The 18,793-nt window shown below is 38.4% G+C and carries 18 protein-coding genes and 1 tRNA gene; 1 reads left to right on the top strand and 18 read right to left on the bottom strand.

All coding sequences use genetic code 11. From position 1 onward, the window contains the following. Positions 1-2: 2 nt before the first annotated feature. From HMPREF1504_RS00680 to recG, 14 genes are all read right to left on the bottom strand, one after another. Positions 3-1,094 (bottom strand): N-acetylmuramoyl-L-alanine amidase, encoded by a 1,092-nt coding sequence (locus HMPREF1504_RS00680; RefSeq protein ID WP_005378716.1) that lies wholly within the window; start codon positions 1,092-1,094, stop codon positions 3-5. Positions 1,095-1,262: 168 nt separating this feature from the next. Continuing rightward, positions 1,263-2,201: a ComEC/Rec2 family competence protein gene (locus HMPREF1504_RS00675; protein WP_038122627.1), complete on the bottom strand. Its 939-nt coding sequence runs from the start codon at positions 2,199-2,201 to the stop codon at positions 1,263-1,265. 4 nt (positions 2,202-2,205) lie between these two features. Then, entirely contained in the window at positions 2,206-3,774 is a 1,569-nt protein-coding gene (locus tag HMPREF1504_RS00670; RefSeq protein ID WP_038122626.1) for a bifunctional ADP-dependent NAD(P)H-hydrate dehydratase/NAD(P)H-hydrate epimerase, read from the bottom strand. Positions 3,775-3,776: 2 nt separating this feature from the next. After that, positions 3,777-4,145 (bottom strand): holo-ACP synthase, encoded by a 369-nt coding sequence (acpS, locus tag HMPREF1504_RS00665; RefSeq protein WP_038122624.1) that lies wholly within the window; start codon positions 4,143-4,145, stop codon positions 3,777-3,779. Between the two features lie 82 nt (positions 4,146-4,227). Next, a complete protein-coding gene (locus HMPREF1504_RS00660; protein WP_038122622.1) occupies positions 4,228-4,992 on the bottom strand; it encodes a hypothetical protein in 765 nt (254 codons plus the stop codon). A gap of 91 nt (positions 4,993-5,083) precedes the next feature. After that, positions 5,084-5,167 (bottom strand) — tRNA-Leu (locus tag HMPREF1504_RS00655). Positions 5,168-5,221: 54 nt separating this feature from the next. Next, positions 5,222-5,983: a 5'/3'-nucleotidase SurE gene (surE, locus tag HMPREF1504_RS00650; protein ID WP_016475655.1), complete on the bottom strand. Its 762-nt coding sequence runs from the start codon at positions 5,981-5,983 to the stop codon at positions 5,222-5,224. Positions 5,984-6,000: 17 nt separating this feature from the next. Then, a complete protein-coding gene (locus tag HMPREF1504_RS00645) occupies positions 6,001-7,263 on the bottom strand; it encodes a glycosyltransferase family 2 protein (protein ID WP_016475656.1) in 1,263 nt (420 codons plus the stop codon). Between the two features lie 18 nt (positions 7,264-7,281). Next, on the bottom strand, positions 7,282-7,953 hold the full coding sequence (pssA, locus tag HMPREF1504_RS00640; RefSeq protein ID WP_016475657.1) for a CDP-diacylglycerol--serine O-phosphatidyltransferase: 672 nt from the start codon (positions 7,951-7,953) through the stop codon (positions 7,282-7,284). Next, on the bottom strand, positions 7,946-8,587 hold the full coding sequence (locus HMPREF1504_RS00635; protein ID WP_016475658.1) for a phosphatidylserine decarboxylase family protein: 642 nt from the start codon (positions 8,585-8,587) through the stop codon (positions 7,946-7,948). The genes pssA and HMPREF1504_RS00635 overlap by 8 nt, the downstream gene beginning before the upstream one ends. Before the next feature lie 12 nt (positions 8,588-8,599). Beyond that, positions 8,600-9,322 carry a WecB/TagA/CpsF family glycosyltransferase gene (locus HMPREF1504_RS00630; RefSeq protein WP_038122620.1) on the bottom strand — a complete coding sequence of 241 codons (723 nt, stop codon included), beginning with the start codon at positions 9,320-9,322 and terminating at the stop codon, positions 8,600-8,602. 12 nt (positions 9,323-9,334) lie between these two features. Next, positions 9,335-10,792, bottom strand: a complete 1,458-nt coding sequence (gene guaB, locus HMPREF1504_RS00625; RefSeq protein WP_005376173.1) for an IMP dehydrogenase — start codon at positions 10,790-10,792, stop codon at positions 9,335-9,337. An 85-nt stretch (positions 10,793-10,877) separates the two neighbouring features. Continuing rightward, positions 10,878-11,063 carry a 4-oxalocrotonate tautomerase gene (locus tag HMPREF1504_RS00620; RefSeq protein WP_038122618.1) on the bottom strand — a complete coding sequence of 62 codons (186 nt, stop codon included), beginning with the start codon at positions 11,061-11,063 and terminating at the stop codon, positions 10,878-10,880. A 126-nt stretch (positions 11,064-11,189) separates the two neighbouring features. Continuing rightward, the gene (gene recG, locus HMPREF1504_RS00615; protein WP_038122616.1) at positions 11,190-13,232 is read right to left on the bottom strand and encodes an ATP-dependent DNA helicase RecG; all 2,043 of its coding nucleotides are present in this window, start codon (positions 13,230-13,232) and stop codon (positions 11,190-11,192) included. A gap of 230 nt (positions 13,233-13,462) precedes the next feature. Between recG and rpmB the strand changes: the two genes are divergently transcribed. Next, positions 13,463-13,651, top strand: a complete 189-nt coding sequence (gene rpmB / locus HMPREF1504_RS00610; RefSeq protein WP_005386334.1) for a 50S ribosomal protein L28 — start codon at positions 13,463-13,465, stop codon at positions 13,649-13,651. 69 nt (positions 13,652-13,720) lie between these two features. On the opposite strand, the gene HMPREF1504_RS00605 is transcribed toward rpmB, so the two are convergent. The 4 genes from HMPREF1504_RS00605 to ppsA form a co-directional block, all read right to left on the bottom strand. Further along, positions 13,721-14,710: a deoxyguanosinetriphosphate triphosphohydrolase gene (locus HMPREF1504_RS00605; protein WP_038122613.1), complete on the bottom strand. Its 990-nt coding sequence runs from the start codon at positions 14,708-14,710 to the stop codon at positions 13,721-13,723. 67 nt (positions 14,711-14,777) lie between these two features. Next, the gene (locus HMPREF1504_RS00600) at positions 14,778-15,599 is read right to left on the bottom strand and encodes a pyruvate, water dikinase regulatory protein (RefSeq protein ID WP_009661244.1); all 822 of its coding nucleotides are present in this window, start codon (positions 15,597-15,599) and stop codon (positions 14,778-14,780) included. Between the two features lie 3 nt (positions 15,600-15,602). Beyond that, entirely contained in the window at positions 15,603-16,250 is a 648-nt protein-coding gene (locus tag HMPREF1504_RS00595; RefSeq protein ID WP_005379155.1) for a helix-turn-helix transcriptional regulator, read from the bottom strand. A gap of 106 nt (positions 16,251-16,356) precedes the next feature. Further along, entirely contained in the window at positions 16,357-18,738 is a 2,382-nt protein-coding gene (gene ppsA / locus HMPREF1504_RS00590) for a phosphoenolpyruvate synthase (RefSeq protein WP_009661174.1), read from the bottom strand. Positions 18,739-18,793: the final 55 nt, after the last annotated feature.

Below are 18,793 nucleotides of genomic sequence, written 5' to 3'. Positions count from 1 at the left end.
CCTTAGCCTCCAAAGTAACTAGCAATACCAGCAGCAATGCGATTAGCAAAGTCTTGTTTTGTTTGGTCGCTCTTCAATGCACGTTCTTCATTAGGGTTAGAAATAAAGCCTAATTCTACGAGAATAGCCGGCATATTTGTATGTCTTAATACATACAAATTACCTTCTTGGATACCTCTGTCACCATTAAAGCCTGGTACATTAGCAATTTGATTTTGTACTTTTTGTGCTAAGCGAGCGTCATTACCAGTTTTAGAATAGTAGTATGTAGCAATGCCACCTACACTTGGGTTGTTGAAAGAGTTAATATGAACACTTACAAAGGCATCTGAATTATGGGAGTTTGCTATATTAACGCGAGCACCCAACTCATCAACACCACTCGCATTAGGACCATATACATCGGCATCTGTAGTACGAGTCAGGAATACCTTAGCACCGCGAGCTTCTAAAGCTGATTTCAAATATTTAGCAATCGGTAATGTTGCACTTTTTTCTTGGAACCCTGTAGGGCCGATAGCACCTGGGTCGCTACCACCATGACCTGGATCAATAGTAATCACCTTACCGGATAATCCTCCTGATACAGAGTATATACCGGACCCTTTGCTACTTGCTGGCGCTGTAGCTGGGGATGGTTTCTTACCATAATTGATAGGTTTTGGAGCCACGCCTTTTTTCTGTACATCTACAACAATTCGATACGGCTTTTGATTGACTGTATCCTTCTTCAAAGAGAAAACCTTCACATCATTAGTATCCAATGCGGATGGAGTTTTAATCGTAACTGCCACATCTTTGCCTACTTGTGAAAGTTGAGCTACGCTAGCAATGGAAGAATCCATATAAATAGTATTCTTCGCCGTTTTTAGCTTCGTATTCTTCAAAGTAACCGTTGTCGTTTTTCCATCTTTACTGATGGATGCTGCCGCGTTTACAGGAGTAGATAAATCCATAACCATACGTACATATGGAACAGGTGCATCAGTTCTCGTTACCCAACGAGCATCCTGTAAATTAGCAGCCTTTGCTTGACTTAACAACAGTGGTACAGCCATGAGAAAAGCAAAGCAAATTAAAAATAGTTTACGCAATACATTCACTCCAATCTAACTGACATACTTTTTGTCCAAACCATAGAGATGAGCCGATGATACTAATGTTTCGTCTCATCGTTCCAATCTATCCATAAACTAATGTTAGATTATAGATAGATTATTTCATACAAACATGAAGATAGGTATACGGATTATACATATCTATCATCGTTCTGTAGAAATTTGCCATTCATTCCCATCCGTACTAATGTGAATACGTCCCATCGTATCTGTACGATAAATGGCGATATTGTGTTCATTCAAATGACGTAATGTCACATCATGAGGATGACCATATTTATTATATAACCCACAAGAGATTAATGCACTCTCTGGTTTGACGGATTTTAGGAAATCTTCAGAACTACTTGTTCGCGATCCGTGATGCCCCACCTTCAAAATACGAGCAAAGAGCTTACTATTTTGCTCTTTTATAAGCCGTTGTTCTTCTTGTAATTCTGCATCACCTGTAAAGAGCATAGAAAATTTACCAAATATAAATTTACCAACAATAGAATTATTATTTAAATCCGGTTGCCCTTTTTTATCTACTAATATATCATCCCAAGGCGCATATACTACAAATACTGCACCATGACCAAAATCAACAGTACCACCTTTTTTTAACGTAGTGCGTTGAATATTCTTTTTCTCAATCCATTTTTCATATGTTTTATACATATTATTGTCAACAGAAATACCATCATCATATACATGTTCTATAGGCATTGCTTTTGCAATAGCTAAAAAACCACCCATATGATCTGCATGAGGATGTGTGATGATGACATTTTTAAGCTTAGTAACACCGAGATTATGTAGTTGGGCTACAATATTTTCACGATGTTCTATATCTCCCGTATCAATCATGCTATACTCATCACCAACTTTAAGAAGTATTGCATCCCCTTGGCCTATATCAAGCATATAGATATCAACATGCCCATCTGCATTGGTTTGCTTTGTATCAATAGAGTAATTGGATGATGACGACACGGCTTGTGATGCAGCTTTCGATACATCTGCATTCGAACAGCCAGCCAATACAAACAGTGGCACTAATAAAGCTATGATACATAGTACTATTCGTTGTAAACGCGTCATATACCTATCCTTTCAATAACTCTTGTAGTACCAAGCCAACGGATTGGCTTACATCACTTGGCGTATAGCCCCAAGGTTTTTCTTTAGCCAATATATCAGCGCTTCGACTATGTACATAGACACCTAATAAGGCCGCAGACTGTAAAGAATAACCTTGTGCTACAAAGGCAGCTATAATCCCCGTTAAACTATCACCCATTCCTCCTGTTCCCATACCAGGATTGCCTATCATATTGATATATACTTCACCGGTAGGAAAGGCAACTAAACTAGGAATTCCTTTTAAAACGAGCACTACATTATGAGCTACAGCAAATTGAATCGCTAAATCTACATAATGCTTCTCTATAAAATTAATGGATGTATCAATAAGCCGGCTAAATTCTCCTAGATGAGGGGTCATAATACAATTTTTGAACTGCATATTACCTTCATAGGTAATTGTCTTATCACCATGTGCATATACATGACCAATAGTACCGAGAGCATATAGACCATCTGCATCGATAACCATATGTCCCGATTGTCGTTCTAACAGAGAGTTTACCAATACTTTAGCTTCATCTGTGCGACCTAATCCAGGGCCAACAGCAACGACGTCATACGATTGTAAATTAATGGAACCTAAATTTTCTAATGGCAATACCATGACTTCTGGTATGCATTTAGACTGTACGATAGGTCGCACACCGTTAGGAACAGCTAATGAAACCTTACCGGCTCCACCATGTACAGCTGCCTCTGCACTCATGATAGGTGCCCCTATCATGGATTCAGAACCACCGACAATCAAAGCGTTACCATTAACACCTTTATGTGCCTGTGGCATACGATCACTGAGTTCTAGTGAAGCTAAACGGTCATACAAAACATAATGGGATGTGTTAAATGGCGCCTCTGCTCCTAATGCTAATTCCCAAGGCACACCCAATGGTGCAATTATTACGGTACCGGCTAAGGATTTACCAGGATATAACAATAGACCTTCTTTAATAGATCCAAAGGTTACTGTCGTATCATAGGATAATGTATAATCAGAAGCCTGTCCGGTAGTGGCATCAACACCGGCTGGCACATCGATAGCCCATAGGGAAAATCCATATTGGTTGCGTTCCACATCGATGTCATGTAGCACAGAGGTTATAGATTCACGTAATTCACCTTGAAAACCAGTTCCCATCAAACCTTCTACGACAACATGAACACGGGACCAATCACTAAAACTTTCAAAAGAAACAATATCAATTCCCATGGCACGAACCATGGTTAGTTGTTTATTAAATAGCTCACTACCATGTGACACATTGCCTACTAATGCAATGGTAACGGGAATTCTTTGTTCCATTAAATGACGAGCCGCTACCAGTCCATCGGCTCCATTGTTACCAACACCGCACACAAATAGAACCATACCTGTAAAAGGATCCTCCCTAAAACGGTCTCCTTCTACATCTACCAACGCATCGGCTATACCTCGACCTGCATTTTCCATGAGCACTTCCAATGGCACATGTAGATGACGTGGTACATAGGCATCAATATGTTGTGATGCTTCTCTCGTTAAACTGTACATAATTACCCCTCTATGATGACCGTACTCATAGCGTACGACCGACAGTGACTAATAGAAACTATACATTCCGTATACATTCGTTCTTGAATGATTTTTTTGAAAGCCCCTGTTATGCTCAGAAATGGTGCCCCGAATTCATCATGGCACACCTCAATATCTTGCCATGAGCCATATCGCAGTCCAGTTCCCAATGCTTTCAAAAAAGCCTCTTTTGCTGCGTAAATACCTGCATAGGATTGATAGATCCCTGTTCGTTTACTTTCACAATAAGCGATTTCACGTTCCGTGTATACGCGCAGTCGAAAGCGATTTGACCGCTCTATGGCCCCTTTAATTCGATCAATTTCTATAATATCTGTACCTAATCTCATGTCATAACCTCTTATGTATCGATTATCTATCATTTTATTATACACAATTTTGTTAGATTAATCATTGATGAAGTGCAGTCCATTAATAGTTAAGCATACTATAAATAAAAACCTTATGATTCATATTAACAGCTGCATACATTATGTTATGACGCATATCCATATCTTCAATTTCAAGATCTTTTGGAAACGAAGAAATCTTTGTAACATTACCAGTTTTATCTACTGTAACAACTGTAGATAATGTTGCGAATATAGTCTTACCATCAGTAGCAAATGCGCCATTATTATTATAATCATCATGATGGGCATCTATATCTTTAGACCGAATTAGTTGAAACTGAGAGTTATAATAATTGATACGTCTCATTGTGGCATCTATGGGGACAATCGATATAAACTGATTCGTCTTTTTATCATAGGCTAAATTAAATACCCGTTCAGGAATCGTAATAGTATTGCCAATACTCATTGTATCTGCATCTATTGTAGTAATACGATGACCATCAACCATGGCATTCGTAGTGTATAACAAATTAGTATCCGGATTATAGGTAAGCGTATTCATATGTGCTAATACACTAGCATCACGAAACTTATAGGTTCCAACAATATCAAATGTTCTTGGATCTAGCTCATATATAATTTGTCGCGTATTTTCAGAATTAATACAGGCCAACACAAATACATCTTTTTTTGAGTTATAACAGAATCCTTGACATTGATTGACAGAACTATCGATGGGTATCTCTTTTAATAGTTTTAGATCAACTATTGTCTTACTAACATCTTGTTGCTGCAGTGCATATGTTGTTGGTAGATAATCCATGATGTGTTGTATATCCATATAGACCTCTATCATTCTACTTGAATCATATAAACAAAAAACAGGTGATAAGATTACTCTTATCACCTGTTCAAGCGTTTCCGCTTGTAGTTGGTGCCGGAGGTGGGACTTGAACCCACACGGTGTTACCCGCTTGATTTTGAGTCAAGTGCGTCTGCCATTCCGCCACTCCGGCGTCTCGGAACATTTGTAATTATATAGGAATAACAAAGGTCTGTCAACAAATTTTTTATATTTTTTCTAAAATATTTGTGAGTGTATGCATCGCCGCATTATCTTGCTGTTTCCAGGTCAAAGTAACACCTGTAATATAACCTTTTCGAGCGTATTCAACATCTGTTGGTACGTCTTCCTTTCCACAATCCAAGTCACCCGCCAACCAATAATAATCTTGACCTCGTGAATTAATTCTAGCATCAATGATATTACTATAGGTTTGAAGTCCTTGGCTCACTAATTTAAAATGGTCCCAATCACAAATACCGCGCAATGGAAAATTAACATTTAATAGGCCTTCAAAATTACCATTTACATAAATCTTCTCAATTAATTCATGAATAAACGGATGCATTTCATGGCCACGCTCAACAGAATATCGCTCTACAGATAAAGCAAGACCAGGAATTCCATAAAATGCACTTTCCATAGCTGCCGATACAGTTCCTGAATACAATACATCAGAACCTAAATTAAAACCATGATTAATACCTGAAATAACAAGATCAGGCATATCATCGGCTAATAAATAACTGAGGCCAAATTTCATACAATCTGATGGAGTTCCTGTAAGTGCATAAAGGCGAGGATTTTCATCCTCGCCATTGTACGCATCTAATTTTAAAGGAATCTCAGTCGTCAATGCATGGGATTTAGCACTTTGTTCAGTAGCAGGTGCTACAACGGTAACACGATAATATTGACTTAAATACGTCGCTAATTGGCGTAAGCCATCAGCTAAAATGCCATCATCGTTACACATTAAGATATGCATAGTCACTCCTATAGATTCTATTTTTTATTCTTATTCATATCTCCCATACGAGTTAATTTAACATCACCCAAGCCAACTGCTCTTGTATGCACCGTATGAGACCATTCCTTATTATGCCGACGGAACCATCCTAAAATATTTACTGGAACCCATGAATATACAAAGATTGGATATAACAAATAGTAGAACCAAATTTTAGGTGGCACCTTAATTTTCAATAATACAATTAATGGGAATAGATATTGTCCAATACCTATGATTTGCCATACAGACATAGGCATAATTTGGTACAAAATATTAGTATAAATTGGTACATATGCATTGATATAAGAAAATACCAAATATACGGTCGTCAACAATAAGAAATATGGCTGACTAACCTGCAAAATACCATCTAAAATAACAATATTACCTTGCTTAATGCCCGCTGCAAATAATTTAGGAATATAACGATCTGCACAATCAAATTGACCTTGTGCCCAACGCAAGCGTTGTTTACAAGAGGCCATCATAGTCGTTACTTTTTCATCATACACGATGGCATCATGAGCCCATGTCGTCTTAATACCATGTGTTAATAGCTTCATAGAGAACTCCATGTCCTCTGTTAAGCTTGTACAATCCCATCCGTATTCTTTAATAATAGATGTGCGAATACACATGCCTGTACCACCCAATGCCGTTGATAAACCAATGCGATATTTTGCTAAATGCCACATATGGTTAACCATCCAGAACATGATGGAAAAAGTACCAGCCACCCATGAATCAGTTGGATTTTTTGAGTTAAGATAACCTTGAATAACAGATTCACCTTTTTCGAGATGATCGTTCATTTCTAACATAAATTGAGGATGTACCAAGTTGTCAGCATCAAAGATGAGGAATGCATCATATTTCCTATCCATTTTATCCACGCGGTCAAACATCCACCCCATGGCATACCCTTTACCAACCTCTTCTTTATTGAAACGTTCGTGTACATTAGCTCCTGCAGCACTGGCTACTTCAGCTGTTTTATCAGTACAGTTATCAGCTACAACAAAAATATCATACAGCTCGTCTGGGTAATCTAAACCTTTTAAGTTTTTTACGAGTTCTCCTACTACAGCCTCTTCATTATGAGCACACACAACAATGGCGAATGAATTTTTTGGCGTATAGTTTTTATGAACTCGAGACCGCCACATACCTATAACGGCAAGTACGAAATAATAAACCGTATAAATTACGATTATTACCTGCATAGGAATCAGTATCAGATCCAGTAGGTAATCCATAAGACAAACCTCCACAGTCTATTTGCGCACTATATTTAACGCCGTATTAAACAGACCAAACAACACATAACCAGTAAAAATCATAACAGCCCATGTATGCCAATCATATACCAATGCAGCAATAATGATAATAGCAACTAATGCGATAGCAATTTTTCTAATACGAACTGCACTGTGACCTTTAAAGTCAGGATATTTTACTTCACTAACCATTAGGATTCCAACAAGAATCATAGACACAAACACAACTAGTTGTGGAACTTGCACACCACATAAAATATAGGTAGCAGCTAAACAACCTGCCGCTGGAATAGGAAGGCCTTCAAAATAACCATGAACTTCATCTGTTTTAATATTAAAACGAGCTAGACGAAAAGCACCTAAAACGGCAAAGGCTAATAATGGAACATAGCCAAGCCAGCCTAATCCTTGTAAATCGTTAACATACAGCATATAAGCAGGGGCAACGCCAAACCCAACTACATCGGATAAGGAATCTAATTCACGTCCCATAGGACCTGCTACGCCTAACGCACGTGCCACACGTCCATCTAAACCATCTGCAATCAGTGATAGTATCACGCAAATAGCTGCTCCAAAGGTATTGCCCGTAGCAGACAATGTAATACCGATAACACCAAATGCTAAATTAGAACTAGTAAATAAATTTGGAATAACTGATTTATTCATGACGGAGCCTCCCGATAATTGTATCGCCACCAGTAATATGTTGACCTTTTTCAATGCAAATCTCTACATTTTTATCCATGTAAATTTCAGTACATGAACCAAATTTAATCATACCATATAACTGGCCACGTTGTAATACACTATCAAGATCTGTCCAAGAAACGATACGACGAGCCAATAAACCTGCAATTTGTGTTACCAGAACTTCTGTTTTATCGTTTTCTATACAAATTGTGTGACGTTCATTTTCAAACCCCACATCTTCTTTAAAAGCAGGTAAAAAACTCCCCATCGTATAATGACGATATGTAATTTTACCTTCAATAGGAGCTCGATTTGCATGCACATCAAAAACAGATAAAAAGATTGTTACCTTTTTACATTCACGATGTAAATACAAGTCTTCATATACATCTTCAATTTCCATTACCTTTCCATCAGCTGGAGATAAAATAGCATCTGGATCAGTAGGAATGTTGCGTTTTGGATTTCTAAAAAAGTTCACAAAAAATAATGCCAAAATAAATGTAATGATTGCGATACTATAATATCCAAAATACGCCGCTATAATCGTAATGAAGAGCATCACTCCGATTAAAGGAAATCCTTCTTTTATTATTGGTCCTGTAGGCACAACTAAACTCCCCTATTTATTCTTAATAACAGTCCACATAAACTTTGGTATGGCCAACATGCGGCCAATACGTTTAGGTTCTAGATATAATCTATATAACCATTCTAAACGATTGCGTTGCATCCAATGAGGTGCACGTGGAATATTTCCCGCCAATACATCAAAAGACCCTCCTATACCAATGGCCACAACGCCTTGTAAAGAGGATAATTTTTCTGAAATCCATTGTTCCTGTTTTGGCACACCTAATGCAACAAATACGAGCTTAGCCCCCGAAGTCTTAATATCGTTAATAATACGTTGTTCCTCTGCTTCATCAAAGAAACCATCATGGATACCAGCTATATTAATAGTACCATACATTGCTTGTAAATTAGAAACTGCTTGTTGTGCTACCCCAGGTGCAGCACCTAAACAATATACGGGGATTTGATTGCTTACAGCTTTTTTAAACAATTCTTTGGTAATATCAACACCAGTAACGCGTTCAGGCACTCTTTCACCCATACGTTCCGCTGCCCACAATATACCAGCTCCATCTGGAACAACTAGACTAGCGGAATTCAAGATCCCGTGTAACACGGGATCCTGATTTGCTAGCATAACCATTTCAGCATTGGCAGTTGCTACAAGATGTAGCCCTGATTGCTTTGTCATCTCTATAATTTTTGAAACTGCTTCGTCCATAGTGATGCAATCAATAGGGACGGATAATACCGAAATACGTTTACTCAAAATAATACTCCATTATAAACCACTATAGTTCGGTGCTTCTACGGTGATACTTACATCATGTGGATGACTTTCTTTCAAGCCTGCTGCCGTAATTTGAATAAATTGAGTGTTTTCAATCATTTCTTTAATATTATGGCAACCACAGTATCCCATACTTGCACGTAAACCACCAACCATTTGGAAAATAGTATCTGCCAACATACCTTTATAAGGTACACGACCTTCGATACCTTCAGGAACTAATTTTTTAGCTTCTGATTGGAAATAACGATCTTTACTACCAAGTTTCATAGCCCCTAAGCTACCCATACCACGGTATACTTTATAGGAACGACCTTGGTAAATAACAGTTTCTCCTGGACTTTCATCAGTACCAGCAAGAATATTACCCATCATGACAACATTGGCACCAGCTGCAATAGCTTTCGCAATGTCACCAGAATATTTAATACCACCATCAGCGATGATTGGAATACCATAACGTCTTGCCACTTGAGCAGACTCATAGACAGCAGTGATTTGAGGTACACCAATACCAGCAATGACACGTGTTGTACAAATAGAGCCAGGTCCGATACCAATTTTAACAGCATCCGCACCAGCTTCAATAAGCGCTTCTGTACCAGCTGCAGTTGCCACATTACCAGCAATAACTGGAATATGTGGATATGCTTGTTTAATTTCTTTTAAAGTGCGCAATACACCTGCAGAATGACCATGAGCAGTATCGACGATGATTACATCAGCCTTAGCTGCTACGAGAGCATCTAGGCGATCATACATATCTTTAGAAACACCAACAGCAGCACCAACTAATAGACGACCGCTAGCATCCTTTGCAGAATTAGGATATTTTGTAGCTTTTTCAATATCTTTAATGGTGATTAGGCCCTTTAAATTACCATCTTTATCAACTAATGGTAGTTTTTCAATGCGATGTTTACTCAAAATGGATTTAGCCATTTCCAAGGAAGTACCTTCAGGAGCGGTAACCAAACCTTCACTTGTCATACATTCGCCAATTTGACGGGATAAATCAGTTTCAAAACGCATATCGCGATTTGTAATGATCCCTACTAGTTTACCATGTTCTGTAATAGGTACACCAGAGATTTTATATTTGCGCATCAATTCTTCTGCATCAGAAAGAAGATTTTGAGGGCTTAGGAAAATCGGATCAACGATAACACCATGCTCAGAACGTTTAACAGTATCGACTTCATGAGCTTGTTCCTCAATGGACATATTTTTATGGATAACACCCATACCGCCTTCACGAGCCATAGCAATGGCCATACGAGACTCAGTAACAGTATCCATGCCAGAACTAATCATTGGAATATTCAGTGAAATATCACGTGTTAATTGTGTCTTTAAATCTACTTGATATGGTAATACATCAGATGCTGCCGGCACTAACAATACATCATCAAAAGTCAATCCACGCATACCGAATTTATCGTCTCTCATTTGTTTTTTCCTTTCTCGTATAATAAAAAACAAAACTACGACCCGCTCTAGCCCAGTGGGCTAGAACGGATAATCGTAGCTTTCATTAGCGTTCAGACCGCAAAATGCCGCCTTCCATAAACTCATCTTTTTTCATATCAACAAAAATAACCTTAACTGCTTCTACTGGAACCTTTACGATCTCCACAGTAGCCTTAGTGATTGCTTCACCTAATTGTTTCTTTTGTTCTTTTGTACGACCTTCAACGAGTTCAACATGAATTAATGGCATATGGCACCTCCATAGATACAAAAATATTGTTTTTTATATTATACGAGAATAGGCCGTTATATACAAGGGGAAAACCTAGATAAAACCTAGTATTATCGCACCTTATAGAATTATTAGCCCTACCTCTTAATTATACAATATTCTAAGAAATTTTTCACCAAATCTTTTTGATAATTCTTCTTTCATTCGAATTTCTAGTTGATCGATGCCAAATTCTCGAATATATGACAGTACATCATTACGTGCTGCCACTAGTATATCTATATCTTTTATGATATTAGCTACCCGCAAATCAGGTAATCCCGATTGCGCCAGTCCAAACAATTGCCCCGAACCTCGAAGCAATAAATCTTGTTCTGCTAATTCAAATCCATCTTGCGTAGACTCCATTAACCGCAACCGTTCTTGACTGACATCGCCCTTTGAATCACTAACCAAAATACAGTACGCCTGAATATCACCACGTCCAACGCGGCCTCGCAATTGGTGTAGTTGTGATAACCCAAAGCGCTCAGCCCCTTCTATGCACATAATTGTCGCATTAGGAACATTGACGCCAACCTCGATAACGGTTGTAGACACCAGTAATTGAATACGGCCATCATGAAAGGCTTGCATCACCTCATCCTTTTCTTTTGGGTTCATACGCCCATGAACAAGGCCCACTTCAAAGCTTTTATAAAAATAGTCTTTCAATTCCAAAAAGAGTTCTTCTGCGGCTTGCAAATCAAGTTTTTCAGATTCCTCTACTAGAGGGCAAACCACATATACTTGATGTCCTGCCGCCATTTCCTTACCAAAGAACACTCGCAATCGTTCTTTATATGAGCTATCTACAACATATGTCTTGACCGGTTTACGTCCTGGAGGCATTTCCTTAATGAGGGATACCGCTAAATCACCATATACAGATAGCGTCATTGTTCTTGGAATCGGTGTAGCCGTCATAATTAAAACATGAGGATACACCCCTTTATGTTGTAAGGCGGCACGCTGATTAACACCAAATCGATGTTGTTCATCGATAATAACCAATCCCAGGTTCTTAAATTGAACCTTATCTTGAATAAGCGCATGGGTACCGATAATCAATTGAATGGTTCCATTTGCTAACGCCTCATAGATTCTATCCTTTTCTTTTTTAGGTGTGGATCCTGTAAGCAATGCAATATTAATAGGCAAAGTTTTACAAAATTCAGTTATCCCTTCATAATGTTGAGTCGCTAAGATTTCTGTAGGTGCCATGATAACAGCTTGGTATCCATTTTCTACGGCTTTTACAAGGCTCAATGTAGCTACAACAGTTTTGCCAGAGCCCACATCACCTTGTAATAATCGTTGCATCGGCCGTTCATCTTGCATGTCTTGTGAAATTTCAGTTACAGCACGCTCCTGATCACCAGTTAATTTAAAGGGTAAATTCGATCTGCATTGTGCCATTAGTACCCCATCTGGTTCCATCTTAGGCCCTACGTGACATTGCTCTTTATTTCTAAGTAGAGCCAAGCCAGATTGCATGATAAATAATTCTTCATAGGCTAATTGATACCGTGCTTTTTCATGACTTTCACTACTTGAAGGAAAATGCATTTCTTTAAATGCATCATATCGCTTCATACTCGCATGATAATTCATGATTTCAGGCGGTAAAATTTCATCCATTGTATGATGTGCTTCGAACCAATTTCGAATCGATGCGCGCACCACATATTGAGAAACGCCATCCACCAATGGATAAATAGGAACAATGCCCGTATCTGGCATAGCATCTGGCCCAAGATTTTCTATTTGCGGAGAATTCATCTGCATAGAACCATATTGAAATTCGGCCTTACCGTACGCATAGAGGCGTTGACCTTTTTTGTAAAAGTTCTTTTTATATCCTTGATTGAATAATACAATCTTCATCGGACCAGTTCCATCTGTGATGATAACTTCTAAAATAGATAAGCGAGGCCGTGGCCGTTTTTCCGTAATGGATACGACAGTACCTACAACCCCCGCAGTAATACCAGTTTCCAATTCTTTTATGGAATAAATTTTACGTCTATCTTCATAGGAGCGTGGAAAATAAGCCAATAAATTGGATACAGTATCAATGCCTAATTTATGAAGTTGTTTTTCTCGACCTGGTCCAATTCCCTTAATAGAGGTCAGTGCTTCGTTCATTATAATGCCTCACATATAACATACTTAATGAATATAGTGAAAATATATCCATTTTTATATTTCTCTTGCCATATCTCATAGATTTCGACTACAATATTAGCTATAGTATACCAAATATTGTAGTATATTTCATAAAATATCAATGCATGTAGTAAAAACACTTGCTTAAACCTTGTCTTTATGATAATATACTTTTGTTATGTTATAGATTAAGCTTGGAGGTGGAAACTATGGCAAACCTTTGCGAAGTATGTGGCAAATCCACATCTAGCGGTATGAACGTGAGTCACTCTCACATTCGCACAAGAAAAACTTGGAAACCGAACATTCAAAGAGTACGGGCGGTTGTAGACGGTGCTACAAAAAAAGTAAATGTATGCACACGCTGCCTTCGTTCTAATAAAATTACACGCGCGTAAAATAAATAGTACATGTACTCTTAAACAAAAAGACCGTTACCAAATGGTAACGGTCTTTTTGTCGCTCTATTACAGCGTAATATTGGGAATAAAGTAATCTTTAAATAATTTTATAGCATATTGATCTGTTAATCCTGCCACATAATCGACAATATCAACAGTGGAATACACACCATTTCGTTCTACATAGGTTTCTATATCACTTGGATGCTCCATAAAGTATGTAAATAAATTTTTTACTACATGAGCGGCCTTATTACGGTCAGGAATTAATGCAGGTGCTAGATATACATTTTTAAACATAAACTGTCTAAAAACATTCATCGTGCTTTCAATATCAGCAGACATCTGAATCACTGGCTTATCCAACGATTGTTCAACCATATCTTTCACCATGGCCGTAATCATACTAGACGGAGTATCGCCAAAATAAAATCGCACTTCTTCTGGTAAATCGTTAGCTTCTAGCATACCAGCCCGTTGTGCATCATCATAATCGTGACACAAGTACGCAATGCGATCTACAATACGTATAATCTGCCCTTCTAATGTAGATGGTATGGTTGGTCCCGTATGACCTAAAATGCCATCTCGCACTTCTTTTGTAAGATTAAGACCTTGTCTGTTACCATGTTTCTCTAATACTTCGACCATGCGCAAACTTTGTTCATTATGGTTAAAATGGCCCACCATATCGCGCAATGCATATTCTCCGACATGACCAAATGGCGTGTGCCCCACATCATGTCCCATCGCAATGGCTTCCACTAAATCTTCATTAAGTCTAAGAGCACGCGCAACAGTACGACCGATTTGCCCTACTTCAAGGGTATGCGTCATTCTTGTCCTATAATGGTCACCAGGTGCAATATATACTTGTGTCTTATGTTTTAAGCGACGAAAACACTTACTGTGTATAATTCTATCCCGATCCCGTTGAAATGCGGTACGTAGTGGATCTGGTTCTTCATCAATATCGCGCAATGCCATACTGCTTCTCGCCGCATAGGGAGATAAGATCATATCTTCTCGTTCTTCTATACGTTCTCTAATATTCATAGTACCTCTTTATCAAACATGTTAACAATATAATATTTAATAATAGGGAGGCTTGCGCCTCCCCTATTTATTTCCCGGCAGTCATACGGTTTTTATCTACTAATTGCATAACAAGAGATGCTGTTTCTTCAATGGATTTGTTAGAAACATCAAGCACTTGGCAATGTAGACGACGCATAATAGCTTTTGCATATTCTAATTCAGAATTAATGCGCTCAATAGAGGCATAATTAGCCTCATCTTCTAAGCCTATAGCACGCAAACGTTCACTGCGGATATTATTCAATTTATATGGGTCAATAATCAACCCTACAATTTTCTTAGGCGGAATCTTAAATAATTCCTCTGGCAATGGCACCTCAGGAACTAGTGGTAAGTTAGCCGCTTTAATTTTTTTATACGCTAAAAACATGGATAACGGCGTTTTACTTGTACGAGATACACCGATAATCACAACATCAGCCTTTTCGAAGCCTGATGGGTTTTTACCATCATCGTATTTAACTGCAAACTCAATAGCTTCTACCTTTTTAAAATACTCTTGGTCTAGCTTATGAACCATACCAGCTGTCATACGTGGCTTGGTAGATGCCACTGTACCTACAGCATCCAATACAGGGCCCATAATATCAACAGCAGGAATATTATTCTCTGCCGCTTTTTCGTGTAAATAGTTCCGCAATTCTAACGACACAATTGTATGGCAAATTACGTGATTACCATTTTTGGCATCTTCTATAATTTCATCAATTTGAGCCTTATCTTCAATATATGGGATGCGAACAATTTCAATTTGTTCCTTATCGTACTGACTTGCTGTTGCTCTCGCAACGGCCTCTGCAGTTTCGCCTAAGGAGTCAGATATCGCATAAATAATTTTTTCTGCCATTCTTTATACCTCTTGTGTACTACATTCTAAAAACGCCTTAGTCACAGTTGTTTTAGATACACGTCCTACCACCTTTAATCGTTTCTTAGGACTGTCTTGTGATTCATCGTCTTCTCTAACTATAACAGGTAAACAATCGACTTCATAGTCAATCATTTTTTGCGCCGCCACAGCTAACGAATCTGATGGTTCTACGGTGATAACTTTGCTAACGGGTGTCATAATCATTGAGATAGGCATTGTATGTGCATCGGTTTGACCTATGGAGGCACGCAATAAATCCTTGCGTGATACAACACCTTGTAAATAGGAACCTTCGCAAACCAAAATCGTACCCACGTCCTCTGTAAAAATAGTCACGATTGTATCATATAGATTGGTCTCTGGCGATACGATAACGGCTTGTGAAAGCACATCATGTACACTATAAGACCTTAAAATTTCAGCAGTTTGGTCCTTTGGCGACAAGCCAACATAGTAATATCCTACATTAGGTCTTGCTTCGAGAACACCAATCATGGTGAGCACGGCTAAATCCGAGCGCAATGCAGATCGTGTCACATCCAAATGTTCCGCTATAGCACTTCCCGTAACAGGTCCTTTTTCACGTACAATATGGGCTATTGCTTCTTGTCGTTTTGAAAGTTTCACACCCGTCCCTCCTTTCACATATAAATATTATATCCTATGTATCATTTTAGAAAAAGAGGAGGCGCTCTCGCCTCCTCTTTACATCATCAAATAAAGTATATCTTTATTACCATTCAAGGTCTTCTACATCTTGACGACCACGACCTGTAAGTGCATCCATCATCATGCGTTGCTCGATTTGAGCCACCATTTTCTTAGTATTTTTAACCGCATCTGGATTAACAGAGATGGAATCAATACCACTCTTAACTAAGAATTCACAAAGTTCAGGGTAAACACTTGGTGCTTGGCCACAGATGGATACAGTTTTACCATCTTTATGAGCCACTTCGATAAGATGACGAATAGCTCTACGAACGGCTAAATTACGTTCATCATAAATGTGTTGGACTGTTTCATTATCGCGGTCACAACCTAGAACAAGCATTGTCAAATCGTTAGAACCAATGGAGTAACCATCTACGTATTTGTTGAATTGGTCAGCTAGGATAATATTTGCTGGAATTTCAGCCATGAGCCAGATTTTGAAATCTTTACCGCGTACAAGTCCTTCTTGAGCCATCAAGTTAGTTACAAGTTCAGCTTCTTCAACAGTACGGCAGAATGGAATCATAACTTGTAAATTTTTGAAACCAAATTCATTACGTACTTTTTTAATGGCTTCTAATTCTAATTTGAAAGCAGGTGTGTATTTAGGATCATAGTAACGGGAAGCACCACGCCAGCCAAGTAATGCACTGGATTCATGTGGTTCATATTTGTCGCCACCTTTAAGATCGCGGTATTCACTAGATTTAAAATCGCTTAAACGAACTACTACTTGACGAGGTGCTAGTGCTTGACACACTTTACGCATACCTTCAGCCAATGTATTAACAGCTACATCACTGCGACCTGTTTCAATAAGGTGTAATGGATGTTCATGAATGAAAGTAGTCCAAATGAACTCTTCACGCATCAAACCGATACCATCACAAGGCAATACACCGTATTTTTCAGCCAAGTCTGGATCGCCTAAATTCATGTAAATCTTAGTACCCGTTACAGGGATATATTCACTCGCTACAACAGCTTGTTCTTGTGGCGCAGCTGGTTTAACAACATCTTCTAATACGCCATCGTAAACAATACCATTAGTTGCATCAACAGTAATCATTTGGCCTTCTTTAATAGAAGTTGTAGCTTCATGGCTACGGCTCTTAGTACCAACGATACAAGGAATACCAAGTTCACGGCTAACGATGGACGCATGGCAAGTCATACCGCCAGCATCTGTAACGATAGCTTTGGCTTTTTTCATAGCTGGAACCCAGTCAGGTGCTGTCATAGCTGTAACAAGGATTTCGCCTTCTTTGAACTCATCAATATCTTCAGGATTAATGATAACATGTGCCTTACCAGCAGCTTTACCTGGAGATGCTGGTAAACCTTTAACTACGATTTCACGATCTGTAGTAGTTGCTACGCTTGTATCTGCAGTTTGTTCAGATTTATCTTTTCTGGACCATACTGTTTCTGGACGAGCTTGAAGAATCCAGATTTTACCATTTCTTTCATCTACGCCCCATTCCATATCCATGTAGCAACCATAATGTTTTTCAATAGCTTTAGCATATTCAGCTAATTCCAATACTTGTTCATCGGAAATAACTTGTTTATTAGCTTCATCAGCAGGTACGATTTCTTCTATGCAATCGCCATCAGCTTTACGTACAAGGCGAATATTTTTATCATTAATCATACGATCAGTGATAACCATTTTTTGTTTATCTACACGGAAGTTATCTGGTGTAACTGTACCTTGTACTACATATTCACCAAGGCCCCAAGAACCTTCGATTAAAATATTATTGTCATTACCTGTTACAAGGTCAACCGTAAACATAACGCCAGCAGCTTTAGAGAATACCATCATTTGAACAGCTGCACTCAATGCTACTGTCATATGGTCAAAGCCTTGTTTTACACGGTAATATGTTGCACGATCAGTAAATGTAGATGCATAACATTCTTTTACTTTTTCAATAATTGTATCGGCACCACGCACATTTAAATACGTATCTTGTTGACCAGCAAAACTAGCATCTGGTAAGTCTTCTGCAGTTGCACTAGAGCGAACAGCTACGAAAGGATCTTTTTCGCCAACCTTTTCACCTAGTTCTTCATAGGATTTGCGAATAGCTTCAGCCAATGCAGCAGGCATTTCTTCTTGGCAAATCATGCGGCGAATTTTTGTACAAACTTCACGAAGCAATGCAGAGTTTTCTACATCATCTAAATCATCTAACTCTTGACGAATACGATCTTCAAGGCCAGTTTCTTTCATAAATTCACGATACCCATATGCAGTTGTTGCAAAACCATAAGGTACAGGTACATTTGTAGAGGAAGTTAATTCACCTAAGGATGAGGATTTACCACCTACTAAATTTACGTCTTCACGTTTTAATTCATCAAACCATAATACATAAGCTGTTTCGCGATTCATGTGAGAACCTCCTGTTTGTAATTAGTGCAACACATTAAACCTTTTACATATAAAT

The sequence above is a fragment of the Veillonella sp. ICM51a genome, assembly GCF_000524355.1.
GTDB lineage: Bacteria > Bacillota > Negativicutes > Veillonellales > Veillonellaceae > Veillonella > Veillonella atypica.
The sequence above is the reverse complement of the archived record's forward strand: the minus strand, read 5'-3'. Positions and strand labels throughout refer to the sequence as shown.